The 16,214-nt window shown below is 33.9% G+C and carries 11 protein-coding genes and 1 pseudogene; 9 read left to right on the plus strand and 3 right to left on the minus strand.

The genetic code is table 11. The annotated features are described in order from the left end of the window. The first annotated feature begins 35 nt into the window (after positions 1-35). The 4 genes from hemE (at position 36) to AACK98_RS00020 (ending at position 4,278) form a co-directional block, all read left to right on the plus strand. Positions 36-1,079, plus strand: a complete 1,044-nt coding sequence (gene hemE / locus AACK98_RS00005) for a uroporphyrinogen decarboxylase (protein WP_339041323.1) — start codon at positions 36-38, stop codon at positions 1,077-1,079. Positions 1,080-1,109: 30 nt separating this feature from the next. Beyond that, positions 1,110-2,558, plus strand: coding sequence for a replicative DNA helicase (locus AACK98_RS00010; protein WP_339042699.1), 1,449 nt, complete (start codon positions 1,110-1,112; stop codon positions 2,556-2,558). Between the two features lie 352 nt (positions 2,559-2,910). After that, complete coding sequence (locus AACK98_RS00015) at positions 2,911-3,969, plus strand: AI-2E family transporter (protein WP_339041325.1); 1,059 nt, start codon at positions 2,911-2,913, stop codon at positions 3,967-3,969. A 54-nt stretch (positions 3,970-4,023) separates the two neighbouring features. Continuing rightward, a complete protein-coding gene (locus tag AACK98_RS00020) occupies positions 4,024-4,278 on the plus strand; it encodes a DUF2312 domain-containing protein (protein ID WP_339041327.1) in 255 nt (84 codons plus the stop codon). A gap of 537 nt (positions 4,279-4,815) precedes the next feature. Here the strand turns inward: AACK98_RS00020 and AACK98_RS00025 are convergent. Both AACK98_RS00025 and AACK98_RS00030 read right to left on the minus strand, forming a co-directional pair. After that, a complete protein-coding gene (locus AACK98_RS00025; RefSeq protein ID WP_339042701.1) occupies positions 4,816-5,187 on the minus strand; it encodes an IS1 family transposase in 372 nt (123 codons plus the stop codon). Continuing rightward, positions 5,091-5,339, minus strand: a complete 249-nt coding sequence (locus AACK98_RS00030) for a hypothetical protein (RefSeq protein ID WP_339041329.1) — start codon at positions 5,337-5,339, stop codon at positions 5,091-5,093. The genes AACK98_RS00025 and AACK98_RS00030 overlap by 97 nt, the downstream gene beginning before the upstream one ends. Positions 5,340-6,114: 775 nt before the next feature. On the opposite strand from AACK98_RS00030, the gene lgt reads away from it, so the two are divergent. From lgt to tnpA, 3 genes and pseudogenes are all read left to right on the plus strand, one after another. Then, positions 6,115-6,912 (plus strand): prolipoprotein diacylglyceryl transferase, encoded by a 798-nt coding sequence (gene lgt, locus AACK98_RS00035; protein WP_339041331.1) that lies wholly within the window; start codon positions 6,115-6,117, stop codon positions 6,910-6,912. Positions 6,913-7,549: 637 nt separating this feature from the next. Continuing rightward, positions 7,550-8,851, plus strand: a complete 1,302-nt coding sequence (locus AACK98_RS00040) for an ankyrin repeat domain-containing protein (protein ID WP_339041333.1) — start codon at positions 7,550-7,552, stop codon at positions 8,849-8,851. 301 nt (positions 8,852-9,152) lie between these two features. After that, positions 9,153-9,554 (plus strand): annotated as a pseudogene (gene tnpA / locus AACK98_RS00045) (IS200/IS605 family transposase); the annotation flags it as partial. A 165-nt stretch (positions 9,555-9,719) separates the two neighbouring features. Here tnpA and AACK98_RS00050 read toward each other — a convergent pair. After that, entirely contained in the window at positions 9,720-10,340 is a 621-nt protein-coding gene (locus tag AACK98_RS00050) for a hypothetical protein (RefSeq protein WP_339041335.1), read from the minus strand. Between the two features lie 1,610 nt (positions 10,341-11,950). Here AACK98_RS00050 and AACK98_RS00055 point away from each other — a divergent pair. Further along, positions 11,951-13,984 carry an Rne/Rng family ribonuclease gene (locus tag AACK98_RS00055; RefSeq protein WP_339041337.1) on the plus strand — a complete coding sequence of 678 codons (2,034 nt, stop codon included), beginning with the start codon at positions 11,951-11,953 and terminating at the stop codon, positions 13,982-13,984. Between the two features lie 114 nt (positions 13,985-14,098). Continuing rightward, the gene (locus AACK98_RS00060) at positions 14,099-15,772 is read left to right on the plus strand and encodes an ABC transporter ATP-binding protein (RefSeq protein ID WP_339042703.1); all 1,674 of its coding nucleotides are present in this window, start codon (positions 14,099-14,101) and stop codon (positions 15,770-15,772) included. Positions 15,773-16,214: the final 442 nt, after the last annotated feature.

Here is a 16,214-nt window from a genome sequence, read left to right on the forward strand (position 1 = left end):
TGTTACTACAACATATATATAAAGAATCAGTTATTATGAATATATTATTAGATGTTCTAAGAAAAAAAGAGACGAATAAAATACCAATATGGTTTATGAGACAAGCAGGAAGATACCTTCCTGAATATCTTGTTTTGAGGAAAGGCTTTAGTTCCTTTATAGAGTTTTGTTTGAATAAAAACGCTGCGCTTGAAGCAACATTACAACCTTTAAGAAGATTTGACTTGGATGCTGCTATAATATTTTCGGATATACTAATCTTACCAAAGGCTATGGGCTTAAACGTTGATTTTGTGGAAGAATATGGACCGCAGATTACACCACTCATTAACGAATCAAATATAAGTGCGTTAAAAACTAAGTATAAAGATTTAGAAGAGGTATTCTCTAAAATTTTTTCTGCTATAGCTTTAGTTAGAGAAGAACTGAATAAAAATTTTCCTGAAAAAGCGTTAATAGGCTTTGCTGGTTCTCCATGGACTGTTGCATGTTATATGATTGATTCAAGAAAAGATAAAGACTTTACTGAAGTGAGAAAATTTGCATACAAAAATAAAAATGATTTTGCAAAGCTTATAGATTTACTAACAGAAATCACAATCTATTATTTAAAAGGTCAAATAAAAAATGGAGCTTCTGTAGTAAAGTTGTTCGACTCTTGGGCTGGAGTTCTTCCAGAAGCTGAGTTTGAAAAGTGGGTGATTTCTCCTTCAAAAAGAATAGTGCATGAGGTTAAACTTGAGTTTCCTGAAATTCCAATAATCTGTTTCCCAAAAGGATCTGGCATTTTATATAAAAGATATGCTTATGAAGTATCACCAGATTGCATAGCTATAGATCATACAATACCTTTAGATTGGGCACTAAATGAGCTGCATAATAATTTTGTATTACAAGGGAATATGGATAATGTATTGCTCCTTTGCGAAAAAAGTGATATTAAATCTGCAGCTGATTTGATACTAGAAAAAATGTCTTGCGGTGGTTTTATATTTAATCTCGGCCATGGAATTCTAAAAAATACTCCAACTGAAAATGTAGAATATCTTATTGATTTAGTGCGTAGCTATAGAAGGTAATTAGATAAATTTTAATTTTATATTTTGCTAATGAATTCGCCTGTAATTAGAACAATGCCAAGCAATGAAGAAGCGGAGCAAGCTCTAATAGGTGCACTGCTAAATGATAATGAAAAAATAGATCAAATAAATAGCTTCTTCTTGCCTAAATATTTCTTCAATGAATTGCATGCTAAAATATATAGCATGATTGAAAGGCTTTCTGAGAAAGGAATAAGTGCTAATCCACTGAGTTTAAAAAAGTTTTTGGAAGACGATGAAGTATTTAAAGTTTCTGGAATAAGTCCTTATGAATATCTTGTAAAGCTTGTCACAAACGCTCAAGTAATATTAAATGTGCGCGATCTTGCTGTTTTAATACATGAACTTGCAGTTAGACGTGAATTAATAAGAGTCGGTGAGGATGTAGTAAATACCTCTTATAAAGATGATTTAGATATCTCAATTAATGATAGAATAGAAAAAGTTGAGCATGAGCTATTCAATCTAGCATCTGTAGGTACTAGGGAATATGATTTTTTACATATCAATACTTCAATATCAAATTCTATACATAAGATTGAATATTTATCAAAAAATCGAAGGCTTTTTGAAGGAATACCTACAAAATTTGATAAGCTAGACGAGTTAATAGGTGGAATGCAATCCTCTGATTTATTAATAGTTGCTGCAAGGCCTTCTATGGGAAAGACAGCGTTTGCAATCAAGATAGGATTGAATGCAGCAGAATTTTTTGTCAATGAATTAAGTGAAGATGGAGAGAATGAAAAAAAGAAATCTGTTGCCATAATTTCTCTTGAAATGTCTGCTGAGCAAATTGTAAATCGTATTTTATCTATCAAAACTGGGCTTGAAGGGAAGAGAATAAGAACAGGAAAATTTAATAAAGATGAGTTAAAAAATTTAATCTACGAAGCTGGTAACATAAAAGAATTACCTATTTTTATAGATGATACACCAGCTCTTTCAATATCTACTATAAAAAGTAGAGTAAGGAGAATGAAGCGTCAACATAACATAGGGCTTCTTATAGTTGATTATCTTCAGCTTGTGAGACCCTCAAGCGCCTCTCAAAACAGGAGTAAGGTTGAACAGATTGGAGAGATCTCACAAGGGTTTAAGGAAATAGCAAAAGAGCTTGATATTCCAGTTATAGCTTTATCGCAATTATCAAGAGCAGTAGAGCTTAGAGTTGACAAAAAACCACAGCTTTCTGACTTAAGGGACAGCGGAAACATAGAGCAAGATGCAGACGTTGTAATGTTTTTATATAGAGAGGAGTATTATTTAGATAAAAAGACTCCAATTGATAATCAGGAGAACATGGAATGGCAGGAAAAGGTAAATGCAGTTAAGCATATTGCGGAAATAATAGTTGCAAAACAGAGAAATGGACCAACAGGAAACTGTTTCTTAAGGTTTGATAATGAAACTACAAATTTTCAAAATATGTATGTTGCCGGTAGTCAGAATATGTAAATAAAAGTGTTGAAATATTTAAATAAATCTCTCAAACAGAAAATAAAGAACAATATATAGGAGTAAAAATTAAATAACAAAAATAATATTAAGTTATAACATTAGTTGTAATATTGAAAAGTTTTTAATGAGTGAAGCATTAAATAAATATAAGAATTTAGAATAAAAAATGTTATTTTCAGCTTATATCTAAAGAAGTTGTTTTGAAATTAGTATTTATTACTGTGATAAGTGTTAAGAAAGAATAGAGCCGGCTAATTTCTCAGCTTATATCTCTTTTTCCGTAATAAGTTTAACTTTGAGAAGTGAAGTTTTTTAATAATCTACATTTTAATACAATAAAAGCTGAAATATGACAAAAAGTAGTAATATTGTTGCAGTTACATGCTTTGCTCTGCTGTTTCTTGCGGCTGTGTGGCTTGTTTTGCCTGTGATTACACCTTTTGTGTTATCTATGGTATTTTGTTATATACTCAATCCTATAGTTGAGAAGTTGTCTTCTGTTTTAAGAATAAAAAGAAAATATTCTGGAATTCTTGTGATAGCTATATTTTTCATATTTTTGATTGTTATATGCTTTTCGGTGATTCCTATGATCTATAGACAGCTAGTTGTGGTTGGGAGTTATATACCTTCTTACAATTCAATAATGAAAAATCAATATGTATCATATGCTCTTACATATATAGGCGATACATTTCCTGAGCTAGGGAATATATTAAAATCTGGAATTAAGGAAACAATGGGACAATTTTTTACTATTTCTGGATGGTTAACAAAGGGTGTAATAAAGTCTAGCATGACTATATTCAATACTATATCTTACATTTTAATAGCACCTTTTATCACATTTTTTATATTGAAGGATTTAGAAAAGATAAAAAGTTTTTTAAATAATATCATTCCAGAAAGATATAGGAACGAAGTATGTGAAATACTATCTGATATAAATAATGCGCTTTTTTCTTATTTATGTGGGCAGTTCTATGTAGCATCTATTCTTTCTGTTTATTACACAATTGGATTTTACATTTTAGGCGTCGATACTAAAATAGCTCTTGGCATAATGAGTGGTTTTTCAGTTTTTGTACCTTACCTTGGTCCAGTTGCTAGTTTTATTACATCTGCAATTATTGTTGTATTGCAGATAGGGACTCTAAAGTCTTTTGGCATTCTAGTATTGATTTTTTCAATTGGACAATTACTTGAGGGAATGTTTCTTACACCAAAATTAATAGGTGATCAAACAGGTCTGCATCCTGTATTTATAGTTTTCTTTTTACTGCTTGGCGGTAATATGTTTGGTCTTACTGGTGTTCTAATTGCTGTACCAACTGCTGCTGTACTCATGGTTATAGGAAAGTACTTAATGAAAAAATATTACAAAAGCACGTTTTATAATTTGCTGTAAATAGTGAAAAGAATTATAATGCTGCTGATAAAATAATAATTTACAATACATTATATGAATAACATAGTGATTGGTGGAATTTCAGGATCAACTCTAAAGCAATATATAGAAAGAATAGAGAGGCTGGAGGAAGAGAAAAAGCAAGTTACTGATCTAATAAAAGATGTTTATGCAGAAGCTAAATCATCTGGTCTGGATACAAAAATTATGAAACAGATTATAAGAGAAAGGCAAATGGATCAGAGTAAGTTGAGTGAGCAAGAAGAACTTCTTGATATATACAAGCGTGCCATTGGTATGGAAGTATAATAAATTCAGTTTTACAAGATCATCAATATAAACATGCTTTAAAAGTCTAGAAGTTATTATGATATTCTAGTGATACTCTTCAAAATTGATTAAGTCAAAATCTCTGTTAAATATTTAATAGTCAGCCTCTCGCCTAAAGTAGAGTTATATTGCATATTTCAAGTGAATAAAATTTTATTTTAAGTGCTCGTTTGCCATGCATGTTTTATAGAGCTTTAGCTATATTATTGAATAATGCGCGTCAAAAGTGGTCTCGGGACAAGCATGAAATAGCGCTTTAAATCCGTAATAAAATGTTATAATAAACGCAAAAACCTTACGGATTTTGTGAAAGTAGTGTTTGCGGCACATTTAACTAGGAAAGCCACTCATAACTCAATTTTTACATATATTGTGGGCTAATCATAAAATAATTAACAACTCATCTTATATAGTAACCAGAATTATAGATTAAGCAAAATTGCCAGAATATGGATAAGTAGGTAAAGATAAGTTTGTAACAATAATCGAAGCTTACCAATGAAAAATTGAGAGTTTTCACATAAAGATAGATAAGAGCTGTTCTTGATATTGTTTGAATATTTGTGTAATAGTAAGAGCGCACCAAAGCTTGATGGATCTGTATACCATTGACTCTTTTTTAGAAACGATTTTAGTGCGCCGTGTCATTCGGCATAAATGATGTCGCGTGTTGCTATTATCTCTCTCGATACATACTGTGCCAGACTTTCCAATTGTATGACGCTCTTTGGGTAAAATTTTAGAAAAAGCATCCCAATCATCCGTATAAAAATGACATTCTTTCAGATGACTCACTTTGTTGTAGAGCTTTTGGAATGTTGCAGTATCACGATTGCCTGTAACCCAGGCAAATGTTCTCCTTGTACTACGATCAACTGCCTTAATGATCCAAAGCTTGTTTTTTTAAACCAATAAAATGCCACATCTCGTCGAATTCCATCTCCATAATATCCGAAGAGACAACTGGCTCCTGAGTCTTGCCCATCGCCTCTACTACCCAGCGATAAATTATGGACGGCGAATGCCATAATATCTTGCATAACATAGAAAAAGAGCCATTACCAAGACTATATAGCATAACGCATAATGCTTTCTTAACAGCTGTTTGAGGCTTCTTGCCCAGATCGCCCTCAACAAAATTTAGAACATGATCTGCACTTATAACGCAGCATTGAGTATGATATCTTTACTATGCTCTTATCATATTAAAATAAATACTATACGTATACTCGTCACACTTTTCAAAATTGACGCGTGAAAGATCACTCATTATATATTGATTATATGCATGCTCCCTTAGTTCTTCTTAGCTCTTTTTGAGATCTAACTTCGTATGTGTACAAGTTCAATATCAACTCTTCATGTATTAGAGAGATATATACTTATTATCAATGAATAGTTTATATTTATTATGTATTGCACTATTAACCAAGTACTTATGTAAAGGTTTTTGAGCCTGATTTTTTAGAGTACAAGTTAATTTCTGCGCGTAATATACTTTTACATATTTGTAAAGAAATTAACGAAGTAATATGGAAAGTTAAGCAAAAAAGGCTTACGCAATGATTTTGTTAACGGTGCTATATATGAAGTGGGGCCTCAAAAAGAGTTTTATGAACGAAGAGTTGGTGTGATGTATACAGAATAGATAAGAAGCGTGTTAACGACGCAATTTTTTGAAATATAATAAGTATAGTAACCTATAAACATATACTTATTTAGGATGCATCTATCGACCAGTAGAATGTTTCGTTATAATAAACAGATTTTGTTATATAAACGCACAGATTTTTTAAAAGTAAATCTTTTTAACATATGCTTCTCTTTCCAAATATAGATCCTATAATGTTTACAGTTGGTCCGCTGGAGATAAGGTGGTACGGCTTTGCATACATGATTAGTTTTATAATCGGATATTATTTTATAAAAATGCTAAGCCGCAAATATAATTACGAAGATTTAACTACGAGTGTTCTTGATAGCTTAGCTACGTATTGTGTCCTGGGTGTTATAATAGGAGGCAGGGTTGGTTATGTTATAATATATATGCCAACTATTATAGTGGAAAATCCAATTAATATATTAAAAACGTGGGATGGCGGTATGTCATTTCATGGTGGTCTTATCGGAATCATTATTGCACTTTATATAATTTCCAAAATACATAAACTAAATTTTTTTCATATAACGGATTTGATAGCTTGCACTGCACCAATTGGTCTTTTTTTTGGTCGTATAGCAAATTTTATCAACGCGGAGTTATATGGCCGAATCTCAGATGTTCCATGGGCGGTAGTTTTTCCAGGAACTAGCGGAGCTCCAAGACACCCTAGCCAGATATACGAAGCGCTTTTGGAAGGAGTGGGATTATTTTTCCTGTTAAACCTTTGCTTTTCTTATAAAGCTATCAGAGATAGGAGTGGTTTAACATCTGGAATTTTTTTAATATTATATGCTTTAGCGAGAAGTATAGTGGAAAATTATAGAGAGCCAGACTCTCACATAGGCTTCATACTAGAAAACTTTACTATGGGGCAGCTAGTTACATTTCCAATGTTTATTATAGGTGGATATATAATTTGGAAGAATCTACTTTTGAAATACAAAATGTAGAACTCGCAAACTAAAATACCTTTATATGATGAGACTGTTACGTTCTTTCAAGATTAGCTGATGCACCGAAAGTCTAGCAGAAAAAATTGCAAAAAATAGATATGCTAAATTTTGTATCAGGCCTATCTAAATCGTCAATAATGATTTTTGAGTTTAGATGCAAACAGTGGTCTATGCAATTAAATATATCTGCTAAAAATTCTACTTCTAGTAGATGGTACTGTTAACGGTGCCATAATACTGCCCTCCCATTTTTTCTTGCCCTCTTAATATGAACGGCTGGCTCAATTAATTCTTTAAATTTACATTCGCTAATAGAACATTTTCTTATATTAAACATAAGTTCAACAAAGTTTCTTATATCACATGACAACATGCTAGAATACTAAAATTACTTTGCGAATAGCTGAATAGATAAGATATTTTCTCATTGCACGCTTAAGATACGAATGTTAGACTGCACGTCACTCGATATATTTGCTGCCTTATCCCGCACAACTAATAATGCGTTACATATGTTGAATTTATGTAATGTATATGCAACTTAAAAGCATATCTTAAAGTACGTATCTTTCAATTCTTGATGGAGTTACATATATGTCTAAGACAAAAATAAGCGTCGGTAATTTAAGTCACGATGACCTGCATAAGTCACGATGACCTGCATCATGCAATTCACGAAGGTAATATTTCGCTAGTAGAAGAAATATTGCAACAGGATAATAAGCTAAACTTATTGTATGCAAAGAAATTATGTCAAACATCACTTCATATCGCTACTTCGCAAGACAACGCTAATATTGTTAAAATAATACTTGCCGCAGCTGAGGATAAAGCTCAAGAGCTTTTATCAATTAGAGATGAGCATGGATTTACCGCGCTTGGGCTTGCAATTGTAAATGGCAGCGTTGATATTGTTCAAGCAATGCTTTCTGCGGAAGATGTAGACGCAATGACATTATCACAGATGGCACAAAAAGGCTATACACCGCTTCATATTGCTGCGGTGAGAACTGATGCTGATACGATAGAAAACAAGGTTGTTATTGCTAAACTAATACTTTCTGCAGTTGGTGATAAAGCTACAGAACTTTTAGAAATCCAAAATGAAAATAGTAATACTGCGCTTGAACTTGCAATTTATCATAACATGCAGGATATTATTAAGGTGATGCTTTCAGCAGAAGGCGTAGATTCAATGAAATTATTACAAACACAACAGACATCGTCATTACAGTTTGGTGTTGCCACACTTTATACGCCACTTCATTTGGCTGCTTCGCAAGGCAGCACTGATATTGTAAAAGAAATGCTTGCTGTAGCTGGCGATAAAGCTATAGAACTTTTAAAAACACAAGATAAATATGGTTATACGCCGCTTCGTACTGCTGTAGCAAAAGGGGATGCTGAGATTGTTAAGGCAATGCTTTCTGCAGCTGGTGATCAAGCTATAGAACTTTTAAAAATGCAAAGTAATTGTAGTGATATGCCGTTTCATATCGCTGTTTCGCAAGGCCGCACTGATATTGTAAAAGAAATGCTTGCTGTAGCTGGCGATAAAGCTATAGAACTTTTAAAAACACAAAATAAATATGATGATACGCCGCTTCGTACTGCTGTAGCAAAAGAGGATGCTGATGTTGTTAAAGCAATAGTTTCTGCGACTGATGATAAAGCTGCAGCGCTTTTAGAAATAAAGGATAAAGACGGCAAGGCACCGCTTCGTATGGCCATAGAAAAAGGTTACACTAACATTGTTGAAACAACACAGGAGCAAACAGACACTATTAATCTGTTCTACACATCTGATCACAGTGCGCAAATTGAACAAGCAATTTCGTATAACACACAACCACAATCGCAAGATAATGCGCGTTCAATTCTTGATGAACAAGAGCATTATGATGATAGCGACGTGTTGCTTCATTATGATCTGTAACGATGTGCAGATAGTCCCTCTGCCAAACATTGATTTGCTGCGCAAATCAATGTTTGTGGAGAAGTTAAATATACAAAAGTTAGCACGGAACTCGGCTCTACGCTAATTTTTGGATATATTAATTGCTCATGCGCCTAAGCAAACACTACTTTCACAAAATCTGTAAGGTTTTTTGGTCTTTTATGTAGTTATATGTGATATGGTTAAGACCCTCGCCTTTAGGCGAACACTTTAGTATTAGTTATCTAGGAAATGTGCTAAGGGAGGACGAATGGAATATAGGAGATGATCCCACAGCCTATATGACCTAAAGTATCATATAGTATTTTGTACTAAGTATAGGTATAGAGTTTTAACTGGGCAAGTTGCGATTAGAACTAGGGAAGTAATCCGAGAAATATGTGCTGCTAATTACATAAATATAATTAGTGGCAGTATGAGTCCTGATCACGTACATATATTAGCATTGGTTCCGCCTAGTATATCAATATCTAAAGCTGTGCAATATATTAAAGGTATAAGTAGTCGTAAGTTGCTACAGGAATTTGCACTGCTCCGTAAGCGGTATTGTGGGCAACATCTTTGGGCCAGAGGGTATTTTGTTGTGACAGTTGGCAATGTGAATTCAGAAGAAGTGCAAAAATATATAGAACAGCATGAGGAACATCACAAAAAAGATGATTTTAGAATATCAGAGTTTTAGCGTTTACGCTTTTAATCTGCTTTGCAAGCGTTACACAAACTACCGCGCTTTAGCCGGTAGTAATTGATAACATTTTCTTACGGATTTAAAGCACCATTTTGATACTATAAACATCATTTCGTGCCCCTTCTGAGACTTTTAGCGCACATACTAACTACTCATTTATCAGAGATATACATCTAACACCATATCTTCATGCTCTACTTTTTCATGTATAAAGTATGACATTACGTCTGACAAAAAACTATCAAAAGCCTCTATTAATGCTCCTGATATACGTGGCAACTTCTCACCAAAATCATATACCTCATATGCTGCAACATTAATACATCCTTGAGACGCCTTGTATGCTAAGCGCATAGCATCCAAAGCTGTATTGTTGTATACATCATGTGCTGCATATGCCGCAGCACCTCCTAAACAAAAAGTCATTAGATGTCCAGGAGATATTAGGTAACTTGCAATATCTACTGCCTTATATTTTATCACATGTTTTGCCGTGATTATCGCAGATATATACAACGCAGCAGAGATAGTTGTCGTTGTATTATCGCTTGAATTGTTACTTAAAACTTGAGGAAGTCCAGCTCCCGCTATACCGATTGCAAGACTTTTTTCAACTACGCTGGTAGGGGCGAAAGTCAAGAATGCTTCAGCTAATACAATGCCAGATACCGCGCCGTCTGCCACGGAAGATAGCAGATCGTTCTGCTCTCTGTGCTCTTTTTGATCTCTATGGGCGAAGTCATTATTACCCAACATGTAATCAGCTATATTCTTTAACACAAGATTCAGTAATAACAAGTGTGTAGCACGCTGTAAGTATAACAATAACATATAAAGATCTCAAATAATAATATATTACTGAGATTAATATTATAAAATATCGAATTTATAGCGCACATCATGCCTTCTCCTAGGTAATATGTAAACATGCTGCCATTCCTGCGGCGCCATACGCCATATTGTATCAAAAATGATGTAGTTATATGCATGTCAAAAATTTATGTAGCTGCAGGATATTTAGGATGACAGTGTCGTGCAATGTGTACTTGTATGAAATATTTCGTAAAACTATACTGTAATGCGGAATTTCCCGGCTATTCTGCAGTGTGCTTGGAGTTACATTTAATGTCGTACTTTGAGTACAAAGGCTATGGAGCAAGAAAGTCGAAAATGCTATCTGTCACATGATCTAGCACATACGGTTAGACTCCAATCAGCTCTACATTTAGCAATATTTTTTCTATATTTTAGCAAAGCATTTTATTTTCACTTGGCTGGAGTGTGAGGCATTTTAGTACTAATTTATTTATTTAGAAAAATTCTTATATATCATTTCGTTAGAACATGTTAAATATGGTCCTATGAGGGTGCTAGGCTGAATGAAATAAATAGTGGCGTTACGGCTGATTGGACAGGCAAATTGTTGTGATTCTTCGGTGTGTTGCTTTGCTTACATTTTAATATCGATTTATGTGTTGGTATATTTAAGCACTTTTACGTGTTCTGATTCTAGTAGTTTTAGTTTAAAAAATGCTTGAATGAGACATAGGCAAAACTGGTTTTATAAAGAGCTTTATAGCATAAACAATATTATTTTGCTTTTGGTTGTGTATGTGTTGAGCTAGGTCTTATGGTACTCGATATACAAAGCATTTAGCGGATTGGTTGAAATTAACAAGGGGTAAGTGTAATTTGAAATACTAAGTATGTGCAAAAAAGCATAGCTGATTTTTGTTTACAGCGTTGTGAGTAAGCTAAAACTTGTTTTTGACAATTGCCTTAGTGGTATAATGATATGTTGTCAAGGTGTAATAAAATATTTCTGTTAAATCGATTTGATTTGCATGTAATAATTTGCGCAAATTAGCCTGTGGTCGTTTGTAGAATAATTATAAATCTGGGAATGGCATCGAAAATACCGCAAGAGCAGAATATATGACACTGCTAGTAAAAAGTGGGCGCGCAAAGGCCATAATAAATGAGATTATAGAGAACATGCTTCTTGGCATATAATATTGTTACTATGGTTGCTTTTTAAAGATCTTATCTTAAAGCCAGTGATTTTAGTTGTTGTTCTGAAATACTTGAGAAGTATAACACTAGCTTTTTATGGTTAAAATCATTTATGAAGTATAAAATACCCAGCTTACAATGTTGTGATGTTAATTATTTAAAGCTTTTCTTACTTTATATTGTCCACTGATATGGCTCTACTACCGCTTTTATAAAGAGCTGTTTATGTACATATTCGTCTCGCAGAGATTTTGATATCCTTATTCGATATGGTGCAGAAAACGAGCATAATGAGTAGTGTAAAAGCACATCTTTAACTACTCATAAACTGATAGTTCATTTATGAACAAACAAATTATGTAATAATGAAATAAATAATGTCGAGAAAAATACTAATAGATGCATCTTATAAAGATGAAATTAGGCTAGTTGTTGTAGATAATGGTTTGGTGATAGCTTTTGAATACCAAGGCAGAGAAAAGAGATCTATAAAGGGAAATATATATCTAGCTAAGGTAACCAGAATAGAACCATCTTTACAGGCAGCCTTTGTGGAATACGGAGCAGAGAAACAAGGGTTTTTACCATTTGAAGATATACATTGCGAGTATTACCAGTTACCGGCCGCAGAAAAAAAGGAGCTTATAGAGTCTACAAATAAAGTTAAAAGTCAACAGGAAGATTCAGCAGGTAGCAAGACAGATATTTTGCTGAAACCAGTTGTGCATCACAAGTATAAGATACAAGATGTAATAAAGAAAGATCAAGTGCTCCTGGTACAGGCATTAAAGGAAGAAAGAGGCAATAAAGGAGCTAGTATGACAACATACATAACGCTATCAGGGCGTTATTGTATTGTGATGCCTAATGCTGCTCAGTCTATTGGTGTCTCTAGGAAAATCTCTGATACGGACGAAAGAGAACGCCTTAAAAGCCTTGCTTATGAATTGCGTGAGCAAAACAACAACTTAAGTGTGATTATCAGAACTGCTGGTGAATATAGAGCAAAGATCGATATAAAGAGAGATTTTGGCTACTTAAAAAAACTGTGGAATAGCATCAAAAGCCATGCATCATCTGCTAGTACACCTGCTTTTATTTATGAAGAAAGTAATGTTGTACGTAAGGCAATAAGAGATTTTTACAGCGTTGAGGTAGATGAAATAGTTGTTTCAGGCAATGAAGTATATGAAAATGCGCTTGAATTCATGAGTGGTATACTGCCAAAATACATTGGAAAATTGAAGCAATATCAAGATAATGTGCCGATCTTTACCAAGTATAAAGTTGAAGAGCAACTAGCAAGCCTCTATGATAATAGAGTTTCTCTTCACTCTGGTGGCTATATAGTTATCAACCAAGCTGAAGCTTTAGTTGCAATAGACGTAAATTCAGGCAAATCAACTGCTGAAAGAAGTGTAGAGAATACAGCTTTAAAAACAAATCTTGAGGCTGCCACTGAAATTGCAAGACAGCTAAGACTTAGAGATCTATCAGGCCTGATTGTGATCGACTTCATAGATATGAATGAATTTGATCATAGAAAAGCCGTTGAAAGAGCGATTAAGGATGCGACTGCACACGATAGAGCTAGAGTGCAAATAGGGAAGATAAGCGAATTTGGACTGCTTGAGATGTCAAGACAACATCTAAAACAAAGCTTTACTGAAACACATCTCCTAGAATGTTCATACTGTAGTGGCAGGGGAAGAATTAGACCGCTGAATGCAACTGCTATTGCGATATTAAGGGCGATAGAGGGAGAAATTACAGAAGAACAATGTCAGACAATTGAAGTAATGACCTCTAGAGATCTTGCTATGCATCTATTGAATACAAAGCGCCGTGAGATATTATCTATTGAGCAAAAATACAATATTAATGTTCACGTTCAGATAGATGAGTCAGCTGGTGCTGATGGCTTTTTCATAGAAAGAAAAGTGAATAACATAAAACAGGCTGGGCCTATGTCTTTCCTTGATTACAGCACTCCACAAATAGAGGCAATAAATGTAGAGGAAACCGAAAACAAACAAAACTTAGGCGAAAAATCCAAAAAGAAAGGGCCTAAAAAGAGAAAGATTAATCCCAATCAATATGGCAATAATCCACAAAATTCTGATAGTACTGCACGTGCCATAGAAAAAGCACAAGACAAAGTAAACACTATTGCAGAAATAGAAAACTCTTCAGATAGCTCTAATAATACAGCAGTAGTTGGCAAAATTGTTGATAAACGCAATAGGGATAGAAGACGCAAATTTTTACCTAGACCGCAATATCAAGCCGGCAACAGATATAAGCCGCATGGTATAGTTGAAGCTGATGTTTCGAAAAGATCAACAGGCAACGTTATCACTACGGATGATAGCTCAATACTTAAAAAAATATGGAAGAAAATAACAGAATAAAATGCGGCATTTTAAGCAATGTTACAAAATACAGAGAAAAATTATGAGAGCACTGCCTATCTTCTTAGTAGACTATTTCATAGTTACATAAAACCATACTCATCACAACTTTTGATGGCGATCTTCTGTATGATAGTAGTAGCTTGTACTACAGCTGTACAAGCATGGTTGATACAGCCTATATTAGACAGTATCTTTGTACAAAAAGAAATCAAGATGCTTTATATTATACCAGCTATAGTTTTTCTAAATAGCGTAGTTAAAGGCATTGCCTCTTTTTATGAAGACGTATTTATCAAAAGAACTGAACAGAAGATATTAGCTGATATACAGCTACATCTTTATTCACACTTGATGTATGCTGATACAAAATTCTTGATAGAATATTCTTCAGGTCATCTAGTCTCTCATATGACTAGTGATATAAATGCAATGAAGCGTAGTGTTGCTGAAGTTTTAACGGGGATATCAAAAGAATTTCTTACTATTATAGGCTTAATATGCATTATGTTTTATCAAAGTGTGAGCCTGGCATTAATAGCTTTCTTTATATTTCCCATGGCTTTTTATCCAATAATACAACTTGGAAAAAAAATGCATCAAATTGCATATAGTATGCAAGAAGAAATTGGTCGCTTTATAATAAGGCTTGATGAAACTTTTCAAAATACATCAATTATTAAATCATACTGTAGAGAGGAGTATGAAATTGCAAGAGCAAAGAAGGCAATGCAGAGGTTTTTGGATCTCTATAATAAGGGTGTTTATATAGAGTCAGCATCTTCTCCTATCATGGATACACTTGGTGGCATAGCAATTGTTGTTGTTATATGTTATGGTGGCTCTCAAGTGATAGGTGGCTCTACAACGCCAGGAGCTTTCTTCTCATTTATAGCGGCACTTTTGATGTCATATAGACCTCTGAAAATAGTTTCAAAACTAAATTCAGTATTTCAAAGTGGTCTTGCAGCTTCTAGAAGATTGTTTGTGATTTTGGATGCTAAACAAGAGATAGTAAGTGATCCAAACAAGCAAAATGCGAACTTTAAAAGTTTCAACATCAAATTTCATGATGTACATTTTTCATATAAATCAGAGCAAAAAATTCTTGATGGTTTTTATATGGATATACCAGAAGGAAAAACTGTTGCGCTCGTTGGAGAGTCTGGCGTTGGAAAATCTACGGTTCTTAGTCTTCTTCAGAGACTTTATGATGCAGAATCCGGTTTGATCACAATAGATGGAATCGATATACAAAATATAAAAATCTCTTCTTTGCGCAATTCAATCGCGCTTGTTAGCCAAGATGTAGCGTTGTTTGATGATACCATATTAGAAAATATTAGGTATGGAAGGCTGAATGCTAGTTACAATGAAATTATTGAAGCTGCGACAGCTGCTGCTGCACATGATTTCATAATAAACACGCAGCTTGGGTATAATACACAGATCGGGCAAAGTGGTATAAAATTATCCGGGGGGCAACGTCAAAGAATTGCTATAGCAAGAGCTATATTGAAGAATGCACCCATCTTAATGTTAGATGAAGCAACTAGTGCTCTGGATGCAATCTCAGAAAAACAGATTAGATCAGCATTGGATTATCTAAAAAAAGGGCGCACCACAATTGTTATAGCTCATAGGTTGTCTACTATAGAAACTGCCGATATAATATATGTGTTTGCAGATGGAAGAGTCGTAGAGCATGGAACTCATAAAGTACTGCTAGAAAAATCTGGAGCATATGCAAGATTGTATAAGCAATATAGAGAAGTACAGGTTATATAGCTAAGCTTTAACCTTTATTTATTTTTATTTAAAACACGAATTATGGATTAGCAATAGAGTGATTTTTAGCCTTTAATTGATAAAGCAATTAAAGTAGAAATGATATGAATAAAAGCATTGACTGGTGACCTATGCTTTGAATGTTTGAGCTGAAAAATAAATTTGTGATATCTTTTTTCATTAGACCTCTTTCGAAACTCTACTTCCTTGTGAGAACTGGTGCGTTGATTTCGTGGCTCGGATCCTCAATGTTATCAAATACACTCCAGTCCTTTCTTACGGCCTAAATCTCCTGCCATTTCTCTGCTAGAAGCTAGTTTCGAAAGAGGTCTATTGGTAGGTTTCGATTGTTGTTACAAATTTATCTATATTCTGGCAACCTGGCTTAATCCATAATGCGGTTTTATAGGATTTATAGTCTCATGCTTATTGATTTAGAGCG

It is taken from the genome of Candidatus Lariskella endosymbiont of Hedychridium roseum (assembly GCF_964020185.1).
Lineage (GTDB): Bacteria > Pseudomonadota > Alphaproteobacteria > Rickettsiales > Midichloriaceae > Lariskella.